Origin of the sequence: Afipia clevelandensis ATCC 49720 (genome assembly GCF_000336555.1) — a bacterium.
Classification (GTDB): domain Bacteria; phylum Pseudomonadota; class Alphaproteobacteria; order Rhizobiales; family Xanthobacteraceae; genus Afipia; species Afipia clevelandensis.
In genome coordinates, this window is the sequence record NZ_KB375281.1 from 4,297,264 (window position 1) to 4,320,925 (window position 23,662).

General features: G+C 61.7%; 21 protein-coding genes and 1 pseudogene. 17 read left to right on the forward strand and 5 right to left on the reverse strand.

The window, feature by feature from the left end; translation table 11 throughout:
• Positions 1-1,950 (forward strand): molybdopterin biosynthesis protein, encoded by a 1,950-nt coding sequence (locus HMPREF9696_RS20535; protein ID WP_002714981.1) that lies wholly within the window; start codon positions 1-3, stop codon positions 1,948-1,950.
• Positions 1,951-1,956: 6 nt separating this feature from the next.
• Here HMPREF9696_RS20535 and mobA read toward each other — a convergent pair whose 3' ends face one another.
• The 4 genes and pseudogenes from mobA to HMPREF9696_RS20555 all read right to left on the reverse strand — a co-directional run bounded on the left by mobA (position 1,957) and on the right by HMPREF9696_RS20555 (position 6,430).
• Positions 1,957-2,592: a molybdenum cofactor guanylyltransferase MobA gene (gene mobA / locus HMPREF9696_RS20540; RefSeq protein ID WP_002714982.1), complete on the reverse strand. Its 636-nt coding sequence runs from the start codon at positions 2,590-2,592 to the stop codon at positions 1,957-1,959.
• The gene (locus HMPREF9696_RS20545; RefSeq protein WP_430642324.1) at positions 2,582-3,433 is read right to left on the reverse strand and encodes a formate dehydrogenase accessory sulfurtransferase FdhD; all 852 of its coding nucleotides are present in this window, start codon (positions 3,431-3,433) and stop codon (positions 2,582-2,584) included. Before HMPREF9696_RS20545 ends, mobA begins: the two co-directional genes overlap by 11 nt.
• 66 nt (positions 3,434-3,499) lie before the next feature.
• Positions 3,500-4,372, reverse strand: a pseudogene (locus tag HMPREF9696_RS20550) (Mrp/NBP35 family ATP-binding protein); the annotation flags it as partial.
• Between the two features lie 18 nt (positions 4,373-4,390).
• Positions 4,391-6,430 carry a 4Fe-4S binding protein gene (locus HMPREF9696_RS20555; RefSeq protein WP_002714985.1) on the reverse strand — a complete coding sequence of 680 codons (2,040 nt, stop codon included), beginning with the start codon at positions 6,428-6,430 and terminating at the stop codon, positions 4,391-4,393.
• 147 nt (positions 6,431-6,577) lie between these two features.
• Between HMPREF9696_RS20555 and HMPREF9696_RS20560 the strand changes: the two genes are divergently transcribed.
• The 12 genes from HMPREF9696_RS20560 to HMPREF9696_RS20615 all read left to right on the forward strand — a co-directional run bounded on the left by HMPREF9696_RS20560 (position 6,578) and on the right by HMPREF9696_RS20615 (position 17,875).
• Positions 6,578-7,336, forward strand: a complete 759-nt coding sequence (locus HMPREF9696_RS20560; RefSeq protein ID WP_002714986.1) for a biotin/lipoate--protein ligase family protein — start codon at positions 6,578-6,580, stop codon at positions 7,334-7,336.
• 5 nt (positions 7,337-7,341) lie between these two features.
• A complete protein-coding gene (locus HMPREF9696_RS20565) occupies positions 7,342-7,899 on the forward strand; it encodes a DUF6505 family protein (protein WP_002714987.1) in 558 nt (185 codons plus the stop codon).
• The gene (locus HMPREF9696_RS20570) at positions 7,896-8,915 is read left to right on the forward strand and encodes a DUF6352 family protein (RefSeq protein ID WP_002714988.1); all 1,020 of its coding nucleotides are present in this window, start codon (positions 7,896-7,898) and stop codon (positions 8,913-8,915) included. The genes HMPREF9696_RS20565 and HMPREF9696_RS20570 overlap by 4 nt, the downstream gene beginning before the upstream one ends.
• 31 nt (positions 8,916-8,946) lie before the next feature.
• Positions 8,947-9,468: a DUF3305 domain-containing protein gene (locus HMPREF9696_RS20575; protein WP_002714989.1), complete on the forward strand. Its 522-nt coding sequence runs from the start codon at positions 8,947-8,949 to the stop codon at positions 9,466-9,468.
• The gene (locus HMPREF9696_RS20580; protein ID WP_002714990.1) at positions 9,465-10,157 is read left to right on the forward strand and encodes a DUF3306 domain-containing protein; all 693 of its coding nucleotides are present in this window, start codon (positions 9,465-9,467) and stop codon (positions 10,155-10,157) included. The genes HMPREF9696_RS20575 and HMPREF9696_RS20580 overlap by 4 nt, the downstream gene beginning before the upstream one ends.
• 114 nt (positions 10,158-10,271) lie before the next feature.
• Entirely contained in the window at positions 10,272-11,060 is a 789-nt protein-coding gene (locus HMPREF9696_RS20585; protein ID WP_002714991.1) for a Cro/CI family transcriptional regulator, read from the forward strand.
• A 37-nt stretch (positions 11,061-11,097) separates the two neighbouring features.
• Positions 11,098-11,322, forward strand: a complete 225-nt coding sequence (locus tag HMPREF9696_RS20590) for a hypothetical protein (protein ID WP_002714992.1) — start codon at positions 11,098-11,100, stop codon at positions 11,320-11,322.
• A 13-nt stretch (positions 11,323-11,335) separates the two neighbouring features.
• A complete protein-coding gene (locus tag HMPREF9696_RS20595; protein WP_002714993.1) occupies positions 11,336-14,302 on the forward strand; it encodes a formate dehydrogenase subunit alpha in 2,967 nt (988 codons plus the stop codon).
• A 14-nt stretch (positions 14,303-14,316) separates the two neighbouring features.
• The gene (gene fdh3B / locus HMPREF9696_RS20600; protein WP_002714994.1) at positions 14,317-14,913 is read left to right on the forward strand and encodes a formate dehydrogenase FDH3 subunit beta; all 597 of its coding nucleotides are present in this window, start codon (positions 14,317-14,319) and stop codon (positions 14,911-14,913) included.
• Between the two features lie 77 nt (positions 14,914-14,990).
• Positions 14,991-16,001 carry a formate dehydrogenase subunit gamma gene (locus HMPREF9696_RS20605; protein ID WP_002714995.1) on the forward strand — a complete coding sequence of 337 codons (1,011 nt, stop codon included), beginning with the start codon at positions 14,991-14,993 and terminating at the stop codon, positions 15,999-16,001.
• Between the two features lie 83 nt (positions 16,002-16,084).
• On the forward strand, positions 16,085-16,612 hold the full coding sequence (gene mobB / locus HMPREF9696_RS20610; protein ID WP_002714996.1) for a molybdopterin-guanine dinucleotide biosynthesis protein B: 528 nt from the start codon (positions 16,085-16,087) through the stop codon (positions 16,610-16,612).
• 6 nt (positions 16,613-16,618) lie between these two features.
• Positions 16,619-17,875, forward strand: coding sequence for a molybdopterin molybdotransferase MoeA (locus tag HMPREF9696_RS20615; protein ID WP_002714997.1), 1,257 nt, complete (start codon positions 16,619-16,621; stop codon positions 17,873-17,875).
• A 4-nt stretch (positions 17,876-17,879) separates the two neighbouring features.
• On the opposite strand, the gene HMPREF9696_RS21870 is transcribed toward HMPREF9696_RS20615, so the two are convergent.
• Positions 17,880-18,035, reverse strand: a complete 156-nt coding sequence (locus HMPREF9696_RS21870) for a hypothetical protein (protein ID WP_002714998.1) — start codon at positions 18,033-18,035, stop codon at positions 17,880-17,882.
• Positions 18,036-18,228: 193 nt separating this feature from the next.
• Between HMPREF9696_RS21870 and HMPREF9696_RS20620 the strand changes: the two genes are divergently transcribed.
• The 4 genes from HMPREF9696_RS20620 (at position 18,229) to fdhF (ending at position 23,497) form a co-directional block, all read left to right on the forward strand.
• Positions 18,229-18,468: a sulfurtransferase TusA family protein gene (locus tag HMPREF9696_RS20620; protein WP_040301700.1), complete on the forward strand. Its 240-nt coding sequence runs from the start codon at positions 18,229-18,231 to the stop codon at positions 18,466-18,468.
• Entirely contained in the window at positions 18,465-18,842 is a 378-nt protein-coding gene (locus tag HMPREF9696_RS20625) for a gamma-butyrobetaine hydroxylase family protein (RefSeq protein ID WP_002715000.1), read from the forward strand. Before HMPREF9696_RS20620 ends, HMPREF9696_RS20625 begins: the two co-directional genes overlap by 4 nt.
• A 183-nt stretch (positions 18,843-19,025) precedes the next feature.
• Positions 19,026-20,735, forward strand: a complete 1,710-nt coding sequence (locus HMPREF9696_RS20630; protein WP_002715001.1) for an NADH-ubiquinone oxidoreductase-F iron-sulfur binding region domain-containing protein — start codon at positions 19,026-19,028, stop codon at positions 20,733-20,735.
• Positions 20,732-23,497, forward strand: a complete 2,766-nt coding sequence (gene fdhF / locus HMPREF9696_RS20635; protein WP_002715002.1) for a formate dehydrogenase subunit alpha — start codon at positions 20,732-20,734, stop codon at positions 23,495-23,497. The genes HMPREF9696_RS20630 and fdhF overlap by 4 nt, the downstream gene beginning before the upstream one ends.
• Positions 23,498-23,662: the final 165 nt, after the last annotated feature.

Genomic DNA, 23,662 nt, shown 5'->3' on the forward strand with positions numbered 1-23,662 from the left:
ATGACCGAACCGATGGCGCCGTCAACCAAATCGAGCGTCGAGCAGGATCAGTTCCTGACCATCCTGTCGCGTGAGGAGGCGCTTGCCCGTTTCGAGGCTGCGTTGTTTCCGCGCCATCTTGCTGCCGAGGAACTGGACCTCGCCGCCGCCCTTGGCCTTGTGACCGCAACCGATATTGTCGCCGCCGTCGATGTCCCACCGTTCGATCGCTCCAATGTCGATGGCTTCGCGGTCCGTTCCGCGGATATTGCTACTGCGGGCGAAGCAGTGTCGGTTCGTTTGACGTTGAACGATGAGGTGATTGCGTGCGGCACGGCACCGCATTTGCCGGTGACGCGGGGCACAGCGACGCCGATTGCAACAGGCGGTCCCGTTCCACGCGGCGCCGACGCTGTTGTGATGGTCGAGCATACGCACCCCGCCGGCGACAGTGCGATCGAGATTCGCCGCGCGGCCTCGCCCGGCCAGTTCGTCTCCTATGCGGGATCCGATATTGCACGCGGTGAAATTTTGCTGCGCGCGGGGACGCTAATCGGGTCACGCGAAATCGGCATGCTGGCGGCGTCCGGCGTCGCGCGCGTGTCCGTGGTGCGCAAGCCGCGTGTTGCGATCATCTCGACCGGCGACGAACTGGTGCAGCCGGGTCAGCCGCTGCGGCCCGCTGCGATTTTCGATACCAATGGCGCGATCGTGACGGCGGCGGTGTCGGAGAATGGTGGGGAAGCGTCTTTTCTGGGTGCGTTTCCCGATGACGCGGTAAAGCTCGAAGCGGTCATGCGCCAGGCACTGGCGACAAGCGACATGCTGATCCTGTCCGGTGGGACGTCGAAGGGCGAGGGCGATGTGTCCCATCGCATTGTCTCGAAACTCGGTGAGCCCGGAATCATTGCGCATGGCGTGGCGCTGAAACCGGGCAAGCCACTGTGTCTCGCGGTGTGTGACGGAAAACCGGTCGTCATTCTGCCAGGCTTTCCAACTTCTGCGATGTTCACCTTCCACGATATGATCGTGCCCGTGCTGCGTCGCCTTGCGGGCCTGCCGCCGCGGAATGATGCGCGCGTGATGGCGAAGGTGCCGGTGCGGATTGCGTCGGAATTGGGCCGCACGGAATTCGTGATGGTGTCACTGGTCGAGGGTGACGCCGGCTTGATCGCGTATCCGACCGGCAAGGGTTCCGGAGCAATCACGTCATTTGCCCAGGCCGACGGGTTTCTGAAAATCGAGGCGCTCGCCGAGCAGATGCCCGCGGGCACCGACGCCGAGGTGACGCTGTTCACGCCGCATGTGCGGGTGCCGGATCTGGTGATTGTCGGGAGCCATTGTACCGGGCTCGACCTCGTGACGGCGCCGCTGGCGCGGGCCGGCCTGTCAGTGCGTTCGATTTCGGTGGGGAGTCTCGGCGGGCTGTCGGCGGCGCGGCGCGGTGAATGCGATCTCGCACCGATCCATCTGCTCGACGAGAAAACCGACACTTACAACGTTCCGTTTCTCGTCGATGGCCTTGAACTTGTGCCGGGCTATCGCCGTATGCAGGGCATCGTATTCCGCGCGGGCGATATTCGCTTTGAAGGTCTGGGTGCGGAAGACGCCGTGCGTGCCGCGCTGAACGATCCATCATGCCTGATGGTCAACCGCAATCAGGGCGCGGGGACGCGCATCCTGATCGACCGCCTGCTGGGAGAGGCGCGCCCCGATGGATACTGGAATCAGCCGCGTTCACACAATGCGGTGGCGGCGGCCGTGGCGCAAAATCGCGCCGATTGGGGAATGACCATCGCGCCGGTCGCACGCGCGGCGGGCCTCGGATTTATTCCCTTCGCCGACGAGCACTACGATTTTGCGCTTGTGACCGCGCGGAAGCAGCGTCCTGCCGTCCGGGCGTTTCTCGACGCCCTTCATTCGGCAGAGGTTCGGAACGCGCTGGAACAGGCGGGCTTTCGCCCGGCGTAATCCATATCAGGCGCGATCATCCAGCGCGGCAAGCTGGTCTGCTTCCGCGATATCCTCAACCGTGTTGGCATTGAAGAAAGGATCGAGCGGCACGACCGGCCAGTTGACCGTCGCCAGTTTGTAACGCGCCGTCCACCGGTCGATCTTGCGAATGTCTTCCACGACCAGCGCGTGACGCAATTCGCCGCGGAGCGCGACATTCCATAGCCCGATGACAGGATGGGTCTGATCGCCAGACGACGCGACGGCGAGTTGCGCCTGTTCTTCAATTCGCGCTTGCTGCAGCCGCGCGACAAGATTGCGGGGCAGGAATGGGCAATCTGTCGCGGTGGAGAGCACCCACTCGATATCCGGCCTGTGCGCGGCGGCCCAGTCGAGGGCCGCGAGGACACCGGCGAGCGGTCCTGCGAATCCCTCAACCGTATCCGCGACGACTGGAAGTCCGAATGACGCAAAGCGTGATGGATCGCCATTGGCGTTCAGAATGAGTCCGTCGCACTGTGGCGCAAGGCGCGTGATGACGCGCTCCAGAATGGTGCGCCCGCCGATGGTCTTCATCGGCTTGTCGCCGCCCCCCATACGCCGCGCGAGTCCGCCGGCAAGCAAAACGCCAAGAGTTGACGGACGGTCGTCAGTCATCATCGCTGCCCTTGCGCCGATGCCGGGCGGACTCCTCGGCGACGAATTCCAGATTCTGGTCGAACACGATCCGCTGTTGGCCCGAGAGCGCGATGAAGCGCTTGCCCTTGGTGCGCCCGACAAGGGTCAGTCCGACCTGCCGCGCAAGCTGAACGCCCCATGCGGTGAAGCCGGAGCGCGACACCAGAATGGGAATTCCCATGCGCACTGTCTTGATCACCATCTCCGAGGTGAGGCGTCCGGTCGTGTACATGATCTTGTCGGCGGTATCGACCTTGTGACGCCACGCCCAGCCTGCGATCTTGTCGACGGCGTTGTGACGCCCGACATCCTCCATGTAGCAGATCGGCTCGCCCTCCTTGCACAGAACGCAGCCGTGGATGGCGCCTGCTTCGAGATAGAGCGAAGGTGCGGTATTGATCGCATGGGTCATCTGATAGAGCCATGACGTCCGCAATTCGGCTTCGGGAAGCGTCGCGCCTTCGATGGCTTCCATCAGGTCGCCGAACGCGGTGCCCTGCGCGCAGCCGGAGGTGAGCGTCTTCTTTTTCAGCTTCTGTTCGAAATTGGTGCCGCGTTCGGTGTAGACAACGACGACCTGGAGATCGTCGTCATAAACGACCTCGGTCACCGTATCGTCCGGCCTGAGCATGTTCTGGTTGAGCAGGTAACCCAGGGCCAGATATTCCGGATAGTCGTTGATCGTCATCATGGTGACGATCTCCTGCGAATTCAGGTACAGGGTCAGCGGACGTTCGACCGGCACACTGATCTCGACAGGCGCGCCGGTCTGGTCAATGCCGGTCACACGTTCGGTCAGCCGCGGATTGTTCGGATCGGGCATCACCCGCGGCAAGCGCTGGTCGCTGCCTTCGGTTTCCGGTTTGGCTCGAAGTGTTCCGGTCATGATTTACTCGATCACGATGCGCGGCGCAGGTTTGGCCGCCGCGCCGGTGGTGATGGATGTCCAGAGCTGGCGCGCGATACCGATATAGTGCTTCGCATGCACGCCTTCAGGATCAATGGCAACAATCGGGCGTCCTTCGTCGGAGGTCTGGCGGATCGCCATATCGAGCGGGATTTCTCCGAGAAAGGGAATACCCTGCCGTTCCGCGTCAAGCCGCGCGCCACCGTGGCCAAAAATCGGCGTGACGTGATTGCAGGCCGGGCAGCAGAAGCTCGCCATGTTTTCGATCAGGCCAAGGATCGGGATGTTGACCTTGTTGAACATCTCGATTCCGCGGCGTGCGTCGATCAAGGCGATGTCCTGCGGCGTCGAGACGATCACGGCGCCTGCGAGGGGCGCCTGCTGCGCCATGGTGAGTTGCGCATCGCCGGTTCCGGGCGGGAGATCGACGACGAGAACGTCGAGGTCGTTCCACGCCACCTCGCGCAGCATCTGCGTGACGGCGGAGATCACCATCGGTCCGCGCCAGGCCATGGCGTTGTCTTCCTCGACCAGAAAGCCGATCGACATGACCTTGACGCCGAAGCGTTCCAGCGGCTCCAGCATACGGGGACCGAGCATCCGCGGCTTGCCGCGCAGACCGAACAGCTTCTGCTGCGACGGTCCGTAGATATCTGCGTCGAGAATGCCGACTTTCAGCCCCAGCGATGCGAAGCCGAGCGCAAGGTTGCAAGAGGTAGTGGACTTGCCGACGCCGCCCTTGCCGGATGCGACGGCGATGACGTGCTTGACGCCGGGAATTCCCGCGGCCTTCGAGGTCGCAGGCGGATGCGGTATGGTGCGAGCGACGGACAAATGCGATCTCCCGGCCGGTTGCGCGTCCCGCGCTTCGGATTATTGCGATCCAAATGGATCGTTCTTCTTGATGGTCTGCGCACGCAGATAGTCCTCGGTCGACATGACCGGCGGGCGCTGCGGTCCGGAATGCGGATCGAATCCCTCGTTGACAGCGGCTTCGACACGGCAATCTGAACACATCTTGATCACGTCGAGCCGCCGCGCGTTGGTGCCCTGGAACATCCAGTGCTTGTCCTGCAATTTCGACAGCACGCGCTCGATCGAGCTCCTTGTGCCGAACGGTGTGCCGCAGGCGATGCAGTGGAAGGGCTCTTCTTCTTTCAGGACACGGAGCGGTGCATTCCAGGCCTGGAAGTCGAGGCGCGGCTCCAGTGTGATGACATCTTCCGGGCAGGTCGCCTCGCACAGACCGCACTGAACGCACAGGCTTTCCGTAAACCGCAGCATGGCGCGGTCGGGATTATCCGAAAGCGCATGCGTTGGACATGCGGTGACGCAGGCATGGCACAGGGTGCATCCTTCGACGTTCAGTTGGACGCCGCCAAACGGAGCGCCGCGCGGAAGCGGCACGGAATCGATGGGAGCGGGTGCCGCAAGTTGAAGTTCGCGGAACAAGGTTTCCATGACGCCGCGTTTGGCGCCGCGCGGAATCAGCGTCGCAGGTGCTGGTGACGCGGTCGCGAGCGGTATGGCGTCGAGCATTGCGCGCAACTCATCCGGATCGTCGGTTTCCAGAATGCGAACGAGGTCTTCGCCGAAGCCAAGCGCGGCGGCGATCGTTCCGGACATTTGCGCGCTGCTGCGCAGCCCGGCTGTTTCGTGCCGGGGCTGTGCGCGCAACAGAAGCGCAACACCCGCGCCGCCATAGGCAAAGACCGCCGCAAGGGATTCCGGCCCAAGCTGCGTCACCTCGTTGACGCGAACCGGGAGCACGGTGGCGGGCAGGCCGTCGCCGAATCGTGCGAGTGCCTCGATCAGCGGCTCGCCGTGATCGCCGTCATGAAAAAGCACAATCGCCTGTTCGCCGCCGGCCTTGCGATAGGTCTGCAAGAGCGTGCGAAGGCGGCGCATCAGCGCGTCGGCGCTCGGCAGTGCATAGGATGCGGCGCCGGTCGGGCAAACCGACGCGCAGGAGCCGCACCCCGCGCATATAAATGGATCAATCGCAACAGCATTTCCGTTCGGCACAATCGCGCCGGTCGGGCACTGATCGAGGCATCGCGTGCAGCCGGTGATATTCGAGCGCGAATGCGCGCAGAGGGATTCTTCGAAATGGATGAAGCGCGGCTTGTCGAATGTTCCGACAAGGTTTCCGGCGTCCATGATTGCGCGTTCGACGGAGGCAGGGTCGCGCGGATCGGCGCGCAGGTAGCCGGGCCGCAATTCATGCGCCGGAAACAGCGGCAGACCGCCGCTGACATCGAGAATGACATCGCATGTCGAGGTCGCGCCGTCGTGCGCCATGCCGAACAGCAATTTGTCGCGGGACGAAGGCGAGGGGATCGCATAATCGTCAATCGCGAGTTCAAATTTCCCGAGATAGCCTCGCGCGTTGCGGATCGTGCCTTTCACCACCGGAAATTCGTTCACCGCGCGTGGCGCAAGATCGCCCGGCTTTGTCAGAACCACCGTGATGTCGAGGCGATCGGCGAGACGTTTCGCTGCATTGATGGCCACCTCGTCGCGGCCGTAGATCAGCACGACGCCGTTGCTCTCGAGCGTCACAAGCGAGATGGGCGGCATCTCTTCCGCCGCCGCGGCAATGAGCGCCGCGGTCTTTGGTCCGGCCGCCTCAGCATCCTTCGACCAGCCGCCGGTCTCGCGAATGTTAACGAATGTGAGCGGAACTTGCGGAAAATCCTCGGCGGTCTCCTTGAACAGCGGCGCTTCCTGCGTGCAGGCCACCGTTATCGCTTCACCCTCGGCGAGGGCCGCCTTGAACTCGCCGAGATCGGCGCCGCAGAGCTGGTCAGCCCGCGTCATTTTCGCCGTGCAGCCGCGCCCGATCGCCTGCGTATCGAGCGGTATGGTCTTTTCGCAACTGCAAACCAGAAGGCGGGTCTTCGCGCTGTTCATGATCTGCAACCTTGACCCTTGGCGTCTGCTAGGAGTGGTGATGTCAATCATATGGTGTCACGGCAAGGACTTGCGCAAGCATCGCAATGCCTTGACCGGGATAGCATAGACTGCCCAAATACAAAGAGCTTAGGGAAATTTTCTACGATGACGGTTTCGCGCGCGGCGCAGGCGGAAAAGCTGCTCGATCTGCCTCCAGGCTACACACTCGTCCCGCTCCGCGAGCATGGTGATGCGTTCGCCCATGGCTGCAGCATCGCTTCGGAGGCCGGAGCCGGGACGCTGGTTTGGGTCCGGCGTTACGATCTGGTCGAATTCGCCGTGGTTCTGGAGCCGGACGAACCGCTGCTATCCGCACGCCGCGCGTTTTTTGCAGGCATGAACGCGACTGCGGACGCGATTGCGGTTCATTGTCCGCCGGAGCGGCAGGTCCAGTTCATCTGGCCCGATACGATCCTGTTCGATGGCGGAATACTGGGCGGCGGGCGGCTTGGCTGGCCGGCGGCCTGCCGGGAAAGTGAGGTTCCGGATTGGCTGGTGTTCGGCGTGATGCTGCGCGCCGCGGATATGGCGCAGGTTGGCGAGACCGAAGCCGCGAGCGGAGTTGCGCTGCTGAACGAAGGTTTTGAAATGGTCGATACCGAAGCGATGATCGGCAGTTTCGCCCGTCACCTTCTGACAGCATTCGATCAATGGAACGAGCAGGGGTTCGACCCGGTGGCGCGTGACTATCTCAGCCGTCTGTCCGGAAAGGGCGGCGACGAGCAGCGCGGGATCGACACCAACGGCGACCTGCTCATCAGGATTCCTGGAGCAAAGGGACCGGTGACGCGAACCGGCCTTGTCGATGCGCTGGCCAAGGCCGCGTGGTACGATCCGGACTATCGCGCTCCGAAACTGGGGTGAGGCGGATGCTGAAACTTCCGCGCACGATCAGGCTCGATCCGTCAGATACGTTCGTGTTCGAGCGGGCGGCGGAGCCGGGCGAATGGGCGGTGTCGGGCGCATTCGTGTTCTGGGATCGCGATCCGGCGACCTTGGGCCAAAAGCAGAGGGTGGCGCTGCGGTCCGGGTTTCTTGGGATCGACAGTCTCGGCTGGTCCACGCTTGCGGTTGTCACCGAGGCGACGGAGGCCGAGAGGTCCGAGATTGTCGAGCGGCTCGCGGCGCAGCTTCTGGCGAAGTTTGGCGCGCCAGACATGGAAGCCGCGCGCGCTGCCGCCGGGGAGGAAGTCGCATTTGCATCCTCGCTGTGCGACCATGCGCCCCAGACGATCCTGGCGGTGCAGCGTTCCGTTGAGAACGGGGAAATCCGCGAGCGCTTCCGGACCTTGAAGCCGCGTCCGACCGGGCCGGGCGGGGATCAATTGCATCGCCATGCCCCGGCCTTTACCTTTCACGAAGTTGAAGGCGAAGAACCGGCCGAGGACGTCGATCTCCTCGGCCTTACGAAGACGGAGCGGACATGAGAGAATTCTGGGTCGCTTCGGGTCACCACCTGACACGTCGTGCCGATCACGGCGGGCTGCTTGCGACACCCGAACTGATCATGGCCTATCTGGCGCGGCCGGAACTGATGCCGCCCGATGACGCCTGCGATGCCGAGCGCAACCTGCATGCCGGGCTGCTTGCCGATCCATTTCGTCCGGTGACCAAGGCCGAGATTGCCGCGCTCGCCGATGCCGACGCCCGCGAGAACTGGACCTTCATGATCGCCTTCCGTGACAGGATTCTTGCGGCTCCGTCGCTCGAGGCTGTTTTTGTCTCGCTGGCGCGCAAAGGCACCAGTGATTTGCCGCCGATCTTTCTGTCGCAGTTGTGCCATCTGATTCTGCGCAACGCCCTCGAGGGTTGCGAGGATCCCTATATGCTGCGCGCCGCCGAGCTGTTCTATCGTAGTCAAAAGGCGACGGTTCACGAAGGCGCGTTGTTGCTGGCGGATGCCGAAGTGGTCGAGGCGCAGCATCGCGCCCAGCAGGATCTTCATACGTCTCCACTGACGGCGATGCTTCAGCCGCAGGCCTTCGGCGAAATGGATGTGATGGACGACAACAATGCCTGGACCTATTGGTCACGGTCTGACGCCCATGCGATGGTAATGAACCTGGGCGGCAATCCGAAAGCGCGCGATGCGCTCTGCCGGGTGATCGAGCGCTGGATCGCGCATCTCATGGGTGTTGTGGTGACGGTCGAACCGATGGCTTCCATCGAGGATCGTGACTGGCGCTGGTTCATCGGCCTCGATGGTGAGGGCACCCGAATCGGCAATGCACTTTGGAATGGCGACACGCCGGGCGCGCATGCCGCCGAGCGGATCGTCGCCCTGATGCGCCTGACGTTTGAGGACGCCCGCGTTGTCGACGGACGTGTTGGAAACAAGCCGGTCTATCTCATTCTGGCGATGGATTCAGACAAAATCGTTCGTCTGAAGCCGCAGAATCTTGTCGCGGGGCTGCCGCTGGCGTCCGCGGCAAACGTCGCGTGAATCATTTGTAACGGGAGGATCAGCAACGGTCATGACCGAGACGTCCCGTGAAGTCGGTGTGGTGCTGCGCCGCCGTGCAATCGACAATCCGTGGGTCGACCACATCTGGTCGCCGGTGACTATTCTCGAAGACGTCCCTTCGACCGCGCCATGGACAGTCCTGTCGCACGAGCCTGATGCCGTCCTGTATTATGCGGGCCGCGCGACTCTCGATCTCTTCAGCGCCGACACGGCGAACTACCGCGACAATCTTGCGGATGGCGAGCCGCGCATCTGGGTTGCGCTGCGGCGTCAGGACGGCGGTGCGGAGCTTGAACTGACAAAGGTGACCGCCGATCCGACCGAAGGCGAGGCGATGTTTGAAAGCGGCACCGATGTCATTGGGACAGTGCCGATGCCTCCGGATGTTGCGGCGTGGATCGCTGCATTTGTCGACGAATTTCACGTCGAACAGGTGTTCCACAAGCGCAAGCGCGACAAGGCGAAAGCGGGTCGCAGGCCAAGTGAAGGTCCAGGTGAAGGTTCGTCCGGAGGATGGAGGGACGACGTATGAGCCAGGACGAGAAAGACAACGGGAAGAGTTTTCTTTCACGCTGGTCGCAGCGCAAACAGGAAGCGAAACAGCCTGAGGGCGATAACGCGGCAGAAAAGCCGGCTGACGAGGCGGGAGGCAGCCCTCGCTCTATTGTTCCAGAAGATGAAGACACGCAATTCGATCTCTCAAGCCTGCCGAAGCTGGACGAGATCACGGAAAAAACCGACATCACCGGGTTCTTGCGCAAGGGAGTGCCCGAGAGTTTGCGAAACGCGGCGCTGAGAAAATCCTGGGCGCTGGATCCGGCGATCCGCAACTACGTCAATCCCGCGCTCGACTACGCATATGACTGGAATTCGCCCGGGGGTGTGCCCGGACACGGCGAACTGGCAGCCGGCACCGATGTCGCAAAGATGGTTCTGCAGATCATGGGCAGTGATCCGGCGGTGCACCATGCACAGGACAGCGCTGCACCGCCTCCTGAAGCGGTGGCCGATGCGGACACCGGCGGTGCTGAAATGCAAAATCCAGTGCCGGCATTGCCGCCGGAGTCCGTGCGGTTGTCGGCAAATTCCATTCCGCAGGCTGCCAGTGGCGAGGAGGCTGAAGGTGCCCCGTTTGACGATTCAGGGCACGAGCAGGACGCCGAATCCGCCGCATCGCAGCAAAAGGTGCGACGACATGGCACTGCAAAACCAAGGCTTTAGACAAAAGTTTTCGAGACATAGGACAAGCCTATGCTACAAATTTAGAACTAGAACAGTTCTAGTAAACAAGAATGCCTCGTTTTAGGGCACGGATGGGGGAACTCGGTTCGTACCATGCGCGATTCCGGATTAGAGCAAGCGATCAAGGCAGCAGGCGGCGTTGCAGCGCTGGCGAGAGCTGTTGGCATTTCCCAGCCCTCGATATCGGCCTGGTCGCGTATTCCAGCAGAGCGCGTGCTGACCATTGAAACGCTGACGCGCGTTCCACGTTTCATCCTTCGTCCCGATCTCTACGGATCAGCGGAGGTTGATGTGCCGTCGATGTCCAGCATTGACGAAATTGATCAACTCCGCAGCGCGGAGTATGGCCTGCTCGCATTGCTGCTCGGCAAGGCCCCGGATGCGCAAACGCTCGCGCGTGTCGCAACGCTCAAGGGCGACGCTTCCGATCTCGGCATGGCGCATGTCGAACTGGCGGAGGCGGCTGCGGATGTGACCGAGAGCGCCGCTGCCAGGGAATTTTTTGATCTCTTCATCGGTCTGGGGCGCGGCGAGTTGCTGCCCTATGCCTCGTACTACCTCACCGGCTTTCTTCACGAACGCCCGCTCTCGCGTGTCCGCGAGGATTTCGATCTGCTCGGAATTGAGCGGGCGGGATCGTCGCGTGATCCCGAGGATCACATCGCGATCCTGCTTGAAGTCATGGCCGGTCTCGCGCGCGGGGAGTTCGATGCCGACTTTGCCGCACAGGTCCGGTTTTTCGAGCGCCATCTGAAGCCGTGGGCGGCGCGCATGTTTGCCGACCTTGAGATGCAGAATTCTGCAAAATTCTACCGCGCTGTCGGTCGTGTGGGCCGCGTCTTCATGGAACTGGAATCTGAAGCCTTCACGCTGTCCGAGTAGCGGCAGGCGAAATGGAATCGATTGGAAGGAGATCGCTATGAGCAAGCCATCCAAAGCGAAAACGCAAGCGGGCCACGGCAAGGCGCCAGGACTCGATCGCCGCCGATTTTTCATGATGGGCGGATCGGCCGTCGCGGCCGCGGCCATCGTGCCGGTCTCCACCGAAGCTGAAGCCGATGAGTCGCAGGCCGAGCGCGTCAAGGCCCGTTACAAGGCCGATGCGCCGGACGTCAAGAATTTCTATCGCGTCAACCGTTATTGATGGAAGCACGCACATGTTGATCAAGCGAAAAGATGGATCGGCGGGACGCGCGCGGATGCAGGGCATCGCCGCCGGACTGGCTTCCGGTGTCCTCGATCGCCGCACATTTCTGCGCCGCTCCGGTCTGGTGGCGGGCGCGGGTGCAGCGATTGGACTGTCGCCGCTCGGATCGGTGCGCAAGTCGCAGGCCGGGCCGATGATTGTTGGCGCGCCGACCGAGGTCAAAAAGAACATCTGCACGCACTGCTCGGTGGGATGCACCGTCATCGCCGAAGTGCAGAACGGTGTCTGGGTCGGGCAGGAGCCGGCCTGGGACAGCCCGATCAATCGCGGTTCGCATTGCGCCAAGGGGGCGTCGGTCCGTGAACTGGTTCACGGTGACCGCCGGCTGAAATACCCGATGAAACTCGTCAATGGCGAGTGGCAGAGGATCGGGTGGGATCAGGCCGTCAACGAGATCGGCGACAAGATGCTCGAAATCCGCGCCAAGTCCGGCGCCGATTCGATGTACCTGCTCGGTTCGGCGAAGTTCTCCAACGAAGGCGGCTATCTGTTCCGCAAGTTCGCCGCGTTCTGGGGCACCAATTCGATCGACCATCAGGCGCGTATCTGCCACTCGACCACGGTCGCCGGTGTCGCGAATACATGGGGCTACGGCGCCATGACCAATTCCTATAACGACATCCGCAATTCCAAGACCATCATCTTCATGGGATCGAATGCGGCCGAAGCACATCCTGTGTCGCTGCAGCACATCCTGACCGGCAAGGAAATCAACCGGGCCAACGTCTTTGTGCTCGATCCGCGGTTCACGCGCACCGCCGCACACGCGACGGAGTATGTCCGCTTCCGCGGCGGCACCGACATCGCCGTGATCTGGGGCATGCTGCACCACATTTTCAACAACGGCTGGGAAGACAAGCAGTTCATCGCCCAGCGCGTTTACGGCATGGACCAGATTCGCGCCGAAGTCGCAAAATGGACGCCGGACGAGGTTGAGCGCGTCACCGGCATTCCCGGCGAGCAGTTGAAGAAGGTGGCTGAGACCTTTGCCAAACAGAAGCCGGCCACGTTCATCTGGTGCATGGGCGGCACGCAGCACACTGTCGGCACCGCCAATGTCCGCGCCTATTGCAACCTTCTCCTCGCAACCGGTAACGTCGGCTCTTACGGCACGGGCGCGAATATCTTCCGCGGTCACTGCAATGTGCAGGGTGCGACCGATATCGGCCTCGATATCACGTCGTTGCCACTCTACTACGGTCTTGTCGAAGGCGCCTGGAAGCACTGGGCTCGTGTCTGGGAAGTCGATTATGACTACCTGCAGAGCCGCTTCGATGAAGTGCCGGCCAAGGCCGGCCGTCCGGCCCGTACGCGCAAACAGAATATGGAATTGCCGGGCATTCCATGGACACGCTGGTTCGATGCGACGCTTGCCAAGCCTGACGACGTCGATCAGCGCGATACGCTGAAGGGCGTGTTCATCATGGGGCATGGCGGTAACACCATCCCGCGCATGACCGAAATGGTGAAAGGCCTTGAGGCGCTCGAACTGCTGGTGGTCGCGGACCCGCATCCGACGACATTTGCCGCGATCTCGGATCGCAAGAACGGCACCTATCTGCTGCCGGCATGCAGCCAGTTCGAGACATCGGGCTCGCGGACCGCGTCCAACCGCTCGTTGCAGTGGGGCGAGCAGGTCGTCAAGCCGCTGTTTGAATCCAAGGACGACTACGAAATTATCTACCGGTTTGCCAAGAAGCTCGGCTTCGCCGATTTGATGTTCAAGAACATCAAGGTCGAGAACGAGCGTCCTGTTCCGGAAGACCTTCTGCGCGAGATCAACCGCGGCGGCTTCTCCACCGGGTACTCCGGCCAGTCGCCCGAGCGCCTGAAGGCGCATATGAAGAATCAAGGCAAGTTCGATCTCGTCACGCTGCGCGCCAAGGCGGATGAGCCGGATATCGGCGGCGACTACTACGGCCTGCCATGGCCATGCTGGGGCACGCCGCAGGTCAAGCATCCGGGAACCCATACGCTCTACAACACCAATCTTCATGTGAAGGATGGCGGCGGTACGTTCCGCGCGCGCTTCGGTGTGGTCTACGAGGAGAAACAGCCCGACGGTTCGGTGAAGAAGGTCAATCTTCTCGCCGAGGGGTCCTACAGCAAGGGCTCGGAACTGACCGACGGTTATCCCGAATTCACCTATGGCGTTCTGAAGAAACTTGGCTGGGACAAGGATCTCACCGAAGCCGAGCTCGCCACCATCAACAAGATCGGCGGTAACAATCCGGACGGCGTGGGCTGGGCGGTCGATCTGTCCGGCGGCATTATCCGCGTCACGATGGAGCACGGGGTGATGGCGTACGGGAACGGCAAAGCACGCGCGGTGGCGTGGAACCTTCCGGACCCGGTGCCGGTTCATCGCGAACCGATCTACACGGCGCGGCCTGACCTCGTGTCGAAATATCCGACACGGCCTGACGGGCGTCAGTTCCGTGTGGCCAATCTCGGCTTCTCGATTCAGAAGGCCGCGGTGGACAAGGGACTCGCCAAGCAGTTTCCGATCATCCTGACGTCCGGGCGCCTCGTGGAATACGAAGGCGGCGGCGAAGAAACACGGTCGAATCGCTGGCTGGCCGAATTGCAGCAGGACATGTTTGTTGAAGTGAACACGTCCGACGCGGCTGAGCGCGGCATCAAGGACGGCGGCTGGGTCTGGGTGTTCGGTCCGGAAAACGGATCGAAGGCCCGCGTCAAGGCGCTGGTCACCGATCGCGTCGGCAAGGGTGTCGCCTTTATGCCCTTCCACTTCTCCGGCTGGTTCCAGGGCGTCGATCAGCGCTCGAAATATCCGAAGGGTGCCGATCCGATCGTTCTCGGCGAAAGCGTGAACACGATCACGTCGTACGGCTACGATCCGGTGACAGGCATGCACGAGGGCAAGGTGACCCTCTGCCAGATTCAAGCGGCGTGAGAGGAGAATGAACGATGGCTCGCGTCAAATTTCTTTGTGATGCCGACCGTTGCATTGAGTGCAATGCCTGCGTAACGGCCTGCAAGAACGAACATGAAGTGCCCTGGGGCATCAATCGCCGCCGCGTTGTCACCATTAATGACGGCAAACCCGGCGAGCGCTCCGTCTCCATGGCCTGCATGCACTGTACGGACGCGCCCTGCGCAGCGGTCTGCCCGGTGTCGTGCTTCTACACCACGGCCGACGGCGTGGTCCTTCACTCGAAGGACCTCTGCATCGGATGCGGCTACTGCTTCTATGCGTGTCCGTTCGGCGCGCCCCAGTATCCGAAGGTCGGAAACTTCGGCTCGCGCGGCAAGATGGACAAATGCACGTACTGCGCGGGTGGACCGGAAGCCGACAACACGCCTGCGGAATACGCCAAATACGGCGCGAACCGTCTGGCCGAGGGCAAACTGCCTATCTGCGCCGAGATGTGTTCGACCAAGGCGCTGCTTGCCGGTGACGGTGCGATCATCGCCGAGATTTACAAGGAGCGCGTGATGAAGCGCGGTTACGGCTCGGGCATGTGGGGCTGGAAAACAGCCTACAGCGATTCACCGACCGGCTAGGGCAGGCTCGAAGCCGTTTCGACGGCCTTCGACACCATGCTGAGGTCATTCTTGAATAGAACCGGAAGGTTTTGCCGATGTCGATCTCACTCTCAACTCTCAGGGCCGCATGTGCTGCCATCGTGCTGCTGTTCGCATATTCGCAACCGGCTGCAGCGCAACTGGTATTCAAGCCGACCGCCGATGCGGTGCATGAAGATCAGCTTCTCAAGTCGCTGAAGGAAGGCGACAAGATCACGGGCCGGATCACCATTCCCGATCCGATGGCGCGGAATCTGATCCAGCCTGCCGGAAAGGATTGGCGGGATTTTCAGCGTCATAAACTTCCGATCATCGGCGGTGTTGCCATCATCGGCATGCTGGCTCTTCTGGCGATCTTTCTCGCCGTCCGCGGCCGCGTCCGTGTCGAGCACGGGCTTTCAGGGATCAAAATCCTTCGGTTTGCCAGCTTCGAGCGGTTCACCCATTGGCTGACGGCGACGTGCTTCATCATTCTCGCGTTGTCGGGCCTGAACATCAGTTTTGGCCGGGTGCTTATCCTGCCGCTCTTCGGGCCGGACGCATTTTCCACGCTGACCGCCTGGGGCAAGATCGCGCACAACTATCTCGCGTTCCCGTTCATGCTCGGGATCGCGATCATGTTTGTCATCTGGATCAAGGATAACATCCCGGGAAAACTCGATCTCGTCTGGCTCAGGGAAGGCGGAGGCATTCTGAAGAGCGGCGAGCATCCGCCGGCGAAGCGCTTCAATGCCGGCCAGAAGGGCATTTTCTGGATGGTTGTTGTTGGCGGCGCGCTGATGTCGGTGTCGGGCTGGTTCCTGCTGTTTCCCTACATCCCCGCCAACGTCACGGCCCTGCAGTTCTGGACGGTGGTCCATGCGGTGATCGCCATGCTCTTTATCGCCGGGATACTTGCCCATATCTATATCGGCACCGTCGGCATGGAAGGCGCGTTCGAGGCGATGGGCTCCGGTGAGGTGGACCTCAACTGGGCCAAGGAGCATCATTCGCTCTGGGTCGAGGAAGAGCAGGCCAAGGGCCATGTCCCCGACACCGGCAGGTCGCGGCCGATGCCGGCGGAATAATTCGAGTTATCGTTCAGTTGCATGCCTATATAAGGGACTGTCCGGCATCGCCGGGCGGTCCCTTTCGATTTTCGGAGCATGGAATGAGAGTCATAGGTCTTTCGGGGTGGAGCGGAGCAGGCAAGACGACGCTGCTGACGCGCCTCATCCCGCATCTGACCGCCGAGGGTTTGCGTGTCTCCACTATGAAGCATGCCCACAGCAATTTCGACGTCGACATTCCCGGCAAGGATTCCTGGCTGCACCGGCAGGCGGGCGCAGCCGAAGTGCTGATCTCCTCCGGGCGGCGCTGGGCGCTCATGCATGAATTGCGAGGCGCCCCCGAGCCGCCGTTCATGGAGTTGCTGGCGAGAATGTCACGGGTTGATCTTCTGATCGTCGAGGGATTCAAGGCTGATCCGCATCCCAAGATCGAAATTCATCGCGCGGCGAACAACAAGCCGCTGATGTTTCCGAACGATCCGACGATCGCTGGCATCGCAGCAGATATTCCGGTCGACACGGGGTTGCCTTATGCCCATCTCGATGATGTTCCGGCCATTGCGCGCATGATGCGCGCGTTGGCGGTGAAGGTCGAGGATGTGCTCGCGTTCCAGCCCGCAGGAGCCTGACCGGCGATGGCGCAGCTTTCGGACGATTGTTTTGCGTTTGGCGGGCCGATGATGTCGGTCGATGACGCCGTTGCCACCATCGCGGCGCGCGTCAACGCCGTTGCGGAATGCGAGTCAGTTGATCTCGCCGACGCCGACGGCCGAGTGCTCGCCTCGGATGTCAGGGCGCCGATGGCGCTGCCGCCGTTTACCAATTCAGCCGTGGACGGATACGCCGTGCGCAGTGCCGATCTGCCGCGCGATAAGGAGCGGGCGTTTTCCGTCTCGGGCCGCATCCAGGCCGGGTCGCCTTCGCCGGGGGCGATTGCGGCGGACCATGCGATCCGTATTTTCACCGGCGCGCCGATGCCTGAAGGCGCGGACACCGTGTTCATGCAGGAAGACGTGCGCATTGACGGCACCGGCAACGTCGTGCTGCCGCCGGGTCTGAAAGCCGGCGCCAACGTTCGTCCCGCCGGCGAGGACATTCCGCAGGGACATCTGGCGCTGCCTGCGGGGCGTCAGTTGCGGCCGCAGGATATCGCGCTCTTGGCTGCACTGGGCATGACGCGCATCGAGGTGAAACGGCGGTTGCGCATTGCCGTATTTTCAACGGGCAACGAAGTGGTTTCGCCCGGTGAGCCACGCAGCCCCGTGCAGCTCTTTGATTCCAATCGTTTCATGCTGACTGCGATGCTGAAACGGCTGGGCTGCGAGGTCAGCGATCTTGGCATCCTGCGTGATGATCGCGCGTCTCTTGCCTCCGCCCTGCAAGACGCCGCTGCCCGTCATGATCTCATCCTGACCTCTGGCGGCGTTTCGACTGGAGAGGAAGATCACGTCAAGGCCGCGGTCGAAAGCGTCGGCACATTGGTGCTCTGGCGGATGGCAATCAAGCCGGGCCGCCCGGTTGCGATGGGCATTATTGGCGGAACGCCGTTCATCGGCTTGCCGGGAAACCCCGTCGCGAGCTTCGTGACCTTTACCTATGTCGTCCGTCCGGTCGTCATGGCGTTGGCGGGCGCGGTTCAACGGCGGCTGGCACTGACGCCGGTGTGCGCGGGCTTCAGTTACAAGAAGAAGGCGGGACGCCGCGAATATGTCCGGGCCAGTTTGCGCAGCACCGGCAACGGCACGTTGGAGGCGGTGAAATTCCCGCGCGAGGGCGCGGGTCTTCTGTCCTCGCTGGTGGACACTGATGGGCTGGTCGAACTCGGCGAGGAGATCGTCAAGGTTGAACCCGGCCAGACGGTCGGATTTCTGGACTACACGGCTTTACTCTGATGCTTCAGCCCGGCCCAATCAGGTTGTGGCCGGGATCACCAACGCGGGCGCCGCTTGTGGTGAATGCGACGTAGCCGGGCTCCTGGAACTTGTTGAGGAGCATCGACACTGCGGTGGCAGACAGGGCTGCAAAGACCAGCGCGACGATAAAGACCTTCATGGTTTTCCCCGGCAAATCGGTTTGTTACCGCATCATTTTGTGCGCCGGAACCGGACAAGGCAAGTTATCTGTTGTCGCGCTTTGGTCGCAGGGCCGCCTCCTGGTTGACAGGCCAGGACGGTCAGAATGATGCGTTGCGAGAGGAAATGGACGGCGCCGTTGACGCGGCATAGCGCCTCCGCCATTGAAGGGCATGGCCATGACCAAACTCGATTTGACGGGTCTCAAATGCCCGCTTCCAGTCTTGAAGACGCGCAAGGCGCTGAAGGCGCTGATGGCCGGCGACCGGCTCGAAGTCCACTGCACCGATCCATTGTCCGTGATTGATATCCCGAACCTGATCCGCGAAACCGGGGACCGGGTCGAGATCGTCGAGCGCGCGGAAAAACGCATTGTGTTCATGATCGAGAAGACGAACGGAGCCACCGCTTGAGCACGCCGTCTGTCTGGCCGGTGGAAATCCGGCTTGTGAAGGACAGGCGCTCGCTCAGGATCGCGTTCGACGATGGTTCGGAGTTCACTCTGCCCGCGGAGCTGCTCCGTGTGACCAGCCCTTCGGCTGAAGTCCAGGGCCATTCCGAGGCGGAGCGGAAGACCGTGGGCGGCAAGCGCAATGTCGCTATTCTTTCCGTCGATCCCGTCGGAAACTACGCTGTGCGGATCGGCTTCGACGACATGCACAGCACCGGAATCTACTCATGGTCCTTCCTGCATGATCTCGGCGAGAATGCGGAACGCCGCTTTGTGGATTATCTGGACGAACTGGCTGCCAAGAATCTCGATCGCGATACACCCGGCGTTCGCTAACCCGTCGCAGAGATGCCTTGGCCTCGGGTCGGCTGACCGGACACTGTTCGGAAGTTCATTTCATATTGTGGATGGGAGCCCGGAGGTTGTCATGTCGCAATCGAATGCTGGAATAATTCTTGGCATACGAAATGCCAGAGACTATCCTTCGCGGCAGGAAAGCATCAAGGATGAGACATTCGAATGAGCCATAGCGTTCAGACAGTTCAGCCGTTCGAACATCCAGGTGAGGGCCGAAAACGGGCCAAGTCCACTCCCAAGGGCCGTCAAATTGATCCCCAAGCGGCTGAAGAGATTGAGCTTTTGCTCGGTGACCGCCCCCGGCGGCGGGACATGCTGATCGAGCACCTCCACCTCATTCAGGACAAATACAACCAGATCTCGGCGGCCCATCTGGCGGCGCTGGCCGATGCGATGAAACTGGCTTTTTCTGAGGTATTTGAAACCGCGACCTTTTACGCGCATTTCGACGTGGTCAAGGAAGGCCAGCCGGATCTGCCGCCACTCACTATACGGGTTTGCGATTCCCTGACCTGCGCCATGCTCGGCGCGGAGGCGCTGCTCGGCGAGTTGAAGAAGAAAGCAGGACCGGGCGTGCGGGTCGTGCGGGCGCCTTGCGTCGGACGCTGCGACACCGCACCGGCCGCCGAAGTCGGACACAACTTCGTCGATCACGCCAGCGCCGACAAAGTGCTGGCCGCGGCCGATAGCGGCGACACCCATGCGCATCTGCCCAGCTACATCGACTACGATGCCTATGTCGCCAAGGGCGGCTACGCGCTCTTGCGGAAATTGCGCGCCGGCGAAATGTCGAAAGAGGACCTGCTGCAGGCGCTCGACGAAGCCTCATTGCGCGGTCTCGGCGGCGCAGGCTTTCCGACCGGCCGCAAATGGCGCGCAGTGCTGGGCGAGCCCGGGCCGCGACTGATGGCGATCAACGGCGATGAAGGCGAGCCGGGGACATTCAAGGATCGCTATTATCTCGAGACCGATCCGCATCGTTTTATCGAAGGCATGCTGATCGGCGCCCATGTCGTCGACGCGCCGGAGGTCTACATCTACCTCCGGGATGAATACCCGGCGGCGCGGGAAATCATCGCGCGCGAAATCGCAAAGCTTCCCCCCGGCGGACCGGTTCTGCATCTGCGCCGTGGCGCCGGCGCGTATATTTGCGGCGAGGAATCCGCGCTGCTCGAAAGCATCGAGGGCAAGCGTGGTTTGCCGCGACACAAGCCGCCATATCCGTTTCAGGTCGGCTTGTTTGGCCTGCCTACGCTCATCAACAATATCGAGACGCTGTGGTGGGTTCGCGACATCGTTGAGAACGGTGCGTCCTGGTGGTCCCATCAGGGCCGTCACGAACGTCACGGATTGCGCAGCTATTCAGTCTCGGGCCGTGTGAAAGAGCCGGGCATGAAACTCGCGCCCGCGGGAATCACGGTGCGCGAACTGATCGATGAATTCTGCGGCGGCATGGCCGATGGTCATACATTCCACGCCTATCTGCCAGGCGGCGCCTCCGGCGGCATCCTTCCGGCCTCAATGGACAACATTCCGCTCGATTTCGGCACGCTGGAAAAATACGGGTGCTTCATCGGATCGGCCGCCGTCGTCATCCTGTCCGACAAGGATCAGGTCAAGGACGCCGCGCTCAACCTGATGCGCTTCTTCGAGGATGAGAGCTGCGGACAATGCACGCCGTGCCGCGTCGGAACGCAGAAGGCTGCGATACTGATGAAAGAGCGGAACTGGAACCGCGAACTGCTCGAAGAATTGAGCCAAGCGATGCGAGATGCGTCCATCTGCGGACTGGGGCAGGCCGCATCGAATCCGCTGACCACTGTGATTAAGTATTTCCCCGAGGAATTCGCGCCCAAGGAAGCTGCAGAATGACCAGGATTCAATTCGAGCTCGATGGGAAAATGGTCGAAGCCCAGCCGGGCGAGTCGATCTGGCAGGTCGCCAAGCGCGAAGGAACGGACATCCCGCACCTTTGCTACTCGCCGGAACCCGACTATCGCGCCGACGGCAATTGCCGTGCCTGCATGGTGGAGATCGAAGGCGAGCGCGTGCTGGCGGCGTCCTGCAAGCGGATGCCGAATGTCGGCATGAAGGTGAAGTCGGCGAGTGCCCGCGCAGTGTCGGCGCGCAAGATGGTGATGGAGCTTCTGGTTGCCGACCAGCCGGCGCGCGAGACCTCGCACGATCCCGATTCCAAATTCTGGAGCTGGGCTGACAAGGTGGACGTCACCGAAAGCCGCTTTCCGGCGAACGAACGCTGGGCGAGCGATACAAGCCATCCCGCGATGAGCGTCAATCTCGACGCCTGCATCCAGTGTGGCCTGTGCGTCCGCGCGTGCCGCGAAGTTCAGGTCAATGACGTCATCGGGATGGCCTATCGCAACCACGACGCCAAGATCGTGTTCGACTTCGACGATCCGATGGGCGAATCGACCTGCGTTGCGTGCGGCGAATGCGTGCAGGCATGTCCCACCGGCGCGTTGATGCCATCTGCCTATCTCGATGCGAACCAAACCCGCACGGTCTATCCCGACAAGACGGTGGACTCGCTTTGCCCGTTCTGCGGCGTCGGCTGTCAGGTGGAATATCAGATCAAGGACGAAAAGATCGTTTATGCCGAGGGGCGCGACGGCCCCGCCAATCACAACCGGCTTTGTGTGAAGGGGCGTTTCGGCTTCGATTACATCCATCATCCGCACCGCATCACGAAGCCGCTGGTACGGCTGCCGAATGCCAAAAAAGACGCCGGCGATCAGGTCGATCCCGCCAATCCGTTCACGCACTTCCGTGAAGCGTCGTGGGACGAGGCCCTCGACATCGCCGCGCAAGGTCTTGTCAAAATTCGCGACACCAAGGGCGTCAAGGCGCTTGCGGGCTTCGGGTCGGCCAAGGGCTCCAACGAGGAAGCATATCTCTTTCAAAAGCTGGTACGCACCGGCTTCGGCTCGAACAATGTCGACCACTGCACGCGGCTGTGCCACGCATCGTCCGTTGCGGCGCTGATGGAGGGCCTGAATTCAGGCGCGGTGTCGGCGCCATTCTCCGCGGCGGCGGATGCGGAAGTGATTATCGTGATCGGCGCCAATCCGACGGTCAATCATCCGGTCGCAGCCACCTTTATCAAGAATGCGGTGAAGAAGGGCGCGAAGCTGATCGTGATGGACCCGCGGCGTCAAACGCTGTCGCGTCACGCCACCAAGCACCTGCAGTTCAAGCCTGGCAGCGATGTCGCAATGCTGAACGCGATGCTGCATACGATCGTCACTGAAGGATTGACCGACGCGCAATATATCGCCGGATACACCGAGGGATTTGACGATCTCAAGGAGAAGATCAAGGAATTCCCGCCGGAAAAGATGGAGCCGATCTGCGGCATTCCCGCCGAGACGCTGCGCGAAGTCGCGCGCATGTACGCGAAGGCGAAATCGTCGATCATCTTCTGGGGAATGGGCATCAGCCAGCATGTTCATGGCACGGACAATGCGCGCTGCCTGATCGCGCTGGCGCTGACAACGGGCCAGATCGGCCGTCCCGGCACAGGACTGCATCCGCTGCGCGGGCAGAACAATGTGCAGGGCGCATCCGACGCCGGTCTTATCCCGATGTTCCTGCCGGACTACCAGCCGGTGGGCCGCGTCGATCTGCGGCAGCCGTTCGAGCATCTCTGGCATCAGGAACTCGATCCGGTCCGCGGATTGACCGTTGTCGAGATCATGGACGCGATTCATGCCGGCACCATCTCCGGCATGTACATCGAGGGCGAGAATCCGGCGATGTCCGATCCTGATCTGCAGCATGCGCGCGAAGCGCTTGCCAAGCTCGAACATCTGGTGGTGCAGGACCTGTTCGTCACCGAAACGGCATTCCATGCCGACGTGATCCTGCCGGCGTCGGCGTTCGCCGAGAAGGCCGGCTCATTCACCAATACCGACCGGCGTGTGCAGATCGCGCGCCAAGTGGTCAAGCCACCCGGCGATGCCCGTCAGGACCTGTGGATCATCCAGGAAATCGCGCGGCGCATGGGTCTCGACTGGAATTATAACGGACCCGCGGACGTCTTCACGGAGATGACGCATGTGATGCCATCACTGAAGAACATTACGTGGGAGCGGCTGGAGCGTGAAGGCGCCGTGACCTATCCCGTCAGCGATCCGTTCGTGCCCGGCAACGAGATCATCTTCACAACCGGCTTCCCGACCGAGAGCGGCCGCGGGAAGATCGTTCCAGCGAAGGTGATTGCGCCGGACGAAATCCCCGATGACGAGTATCCGATGGTTTTGTCCACAGGGCGCGTGCTCGAACACTGGCACACAGGCTCGATGACGCGCCGCTCCGAAGTGCTGGACAATATCGAGCCGGAAGCTGTCGCGTTCATGTCGCCGAAGGACATGCGCAGGCTGAATGTCTGGCCGGGCGATTTCGTCCGGCTTGAAACCCGGCGCGGGGCAATCGAGGTCAGGGTCCGTTCGGATCGCGACGTGCCCGAGAACATGGTGTTCATGCCATTCTGTTATGCCGAGGCGGCAGCGAACCTGCTGACCAACCCGGCGCTCGATCCGTTCGGCAAGATTCCTGAATTCAAGTTCTGCGCCGTGCGCGCAAAACCTGCCGAGCTCCGCTCCGCAGCGGAATGACGTTGATTGGGGTTCCTTTAAGGCCCCGCGAAGCAAAGTTCTCCGCGGTCCGATTTCGATCGGATGCGAGCGGCGAACTGGATTCCCTTGCATACGACACAGACAAACGGCGGCAGGTTAAATGCGGCCAAGCGGGAGGTCATAAACCACCTCTTGGGCGGACGG

Bases quoted from the DNA above. Each gene is read 5' to 3' on its own strand.
- HMPREF9696_RS21870 (WP_002714998.1), bottom strand. From the start codon at position 18,035: ATGAAGGTCTTTATCGTCGCGCTGGTCTTTGCAGCCCTGTCTGCCACC.
- HMPREF9696_RS20565 (WP_002714987.1), top strand. From the start codon at position 7,342: ATGCTGAAACTTCCGCGCACGATCAGGCTCGATCCGTCAGATACGTTC.
- HMPREF9696_RS20535 (WP_002714981.1), top strand. From the start codon at position 1: ATGACCGAACCGATGGCGCCGTCAACCAAATCGAGCGTCGAGCAGGAT.
- HMPREF9696_RS20605 (WP_002714995.1), top strand. From the start codon at position 14,991: ATGTCGATCTCACTCTCAACTCTCAGGGCCGCATGTGCTGCCATCGTG.
- HMPREF9696_RS20575 (WP_002714989.1), top strand. From the start codon at position 8,947: ATGACCGAGACGTCCCGTGAAGTCGGTGTGGTGCTGCGCCGCCGTGCA.
- HMPREF9696_RS20580 (WP_002714990.1), top strand. From the start codon at position 9,465: ATGAGCCAGGACGAGAAAGACAACGGGAAGAGTTTTCTTTCACGCTGG.
- mobA (WP_002714982.1), bottom strand. From the start codon at position 2,592: ATGATGACTGACGACCGTCCGTCAACTCTTGGCGTTTTGCTTGCCGGC.
- HMPREF9696_RS20615 (WP_002714997.1), top strand. From the start codon at position 16,619: ATGGCGCAGCTTTCGGACGATTGTTTTGCGTTTGGCGGGCCGATGATG.
- mobB (WP_002714996.1), top strand. From the start codon at position 16,085: ATGAGAGTCATAGGTCTTTCGGGGTGGAGCGGAGCAGGCAAGACGACG.
- HMPREF9696_RS20560 (WP_002714986.1), top strand. From the start codon at position 6,578: ATGACGGTTTCGCGCGCGGCGCAGGCGGAAAAGCTGCTCGATCTGCCT.
- fdh3B (WP_002714994.1), top strand. From the start codon at position 14,317: ATGGCTCGCGTCAAATTTCTTTGTGATGCCGACCGTTGCATTGAGTGC.
- HMPREF9696_RS20595 (WP_002714993.1), top strand. From the start codon at position 11,336: ATGTTGATCAAGCGAAAAGATGGATCGGCGGGACGCGCGCGGATGCAG.
- HMPREF9696_RS20585 (WP_002714991.1), top strand. From the start codon at position 10,272: ATGCGCGATTCCGGATTAGAGCAAGCGATCAAGGCAGCAGGCGGCGTT.
- HMPREF9696_RS20570 (WP_002714988.1), top strand. From the start codon at position 7,896: ATGAGAGAATTCTGGGTCGCTTCGGGTCACCACCTGACACGTCGTGCC.
- HMPREF9696_RS20620 (WP_040301700.1), top strand. From the start codon at position 18,229: ATGGCCATGACCAAACTCGATTTGACGGGTCTCAAATGCCCGCTTCCA.
- HMPREF9696_RS20630 (WP_002715001.1), top strand. From the start codon at position 19,026: ATGAGCCATAGCGTTCAGACAGTTCAGCCGTTCGAACATCCAGGTGAG.
- HMPREF9696_RS20545 (WP_430642324.1), bottom strand. From the start codon at position 3,433: ATGCCCGATCCGAACAATCCGCGGCTGACCGAACGTGTGACCGGCATT.
- HMPREF9696_RS20590 (WP_002714992.1), top strand. From the start codon at position 11,098: ATGAGCAAGCCATCCAAAGCGAAAACGCAAGCGGGCCACGGCAAGGCG.
- fdhF (WP_002715002.1), top strand. From the start codon at position 20,732: ATGACCAGGATTCAATTCGAGCTCGATGGGAAAATGGTCGAAGCCCAG.
- HMPREF9696_RS20555 (WP_002714985.1), bottom strand. From the start codon at position 6,430: ATGAACAGCGCGAAGACCCGCCTTCTGGTTTGCAGTTGCGAAAAGACC.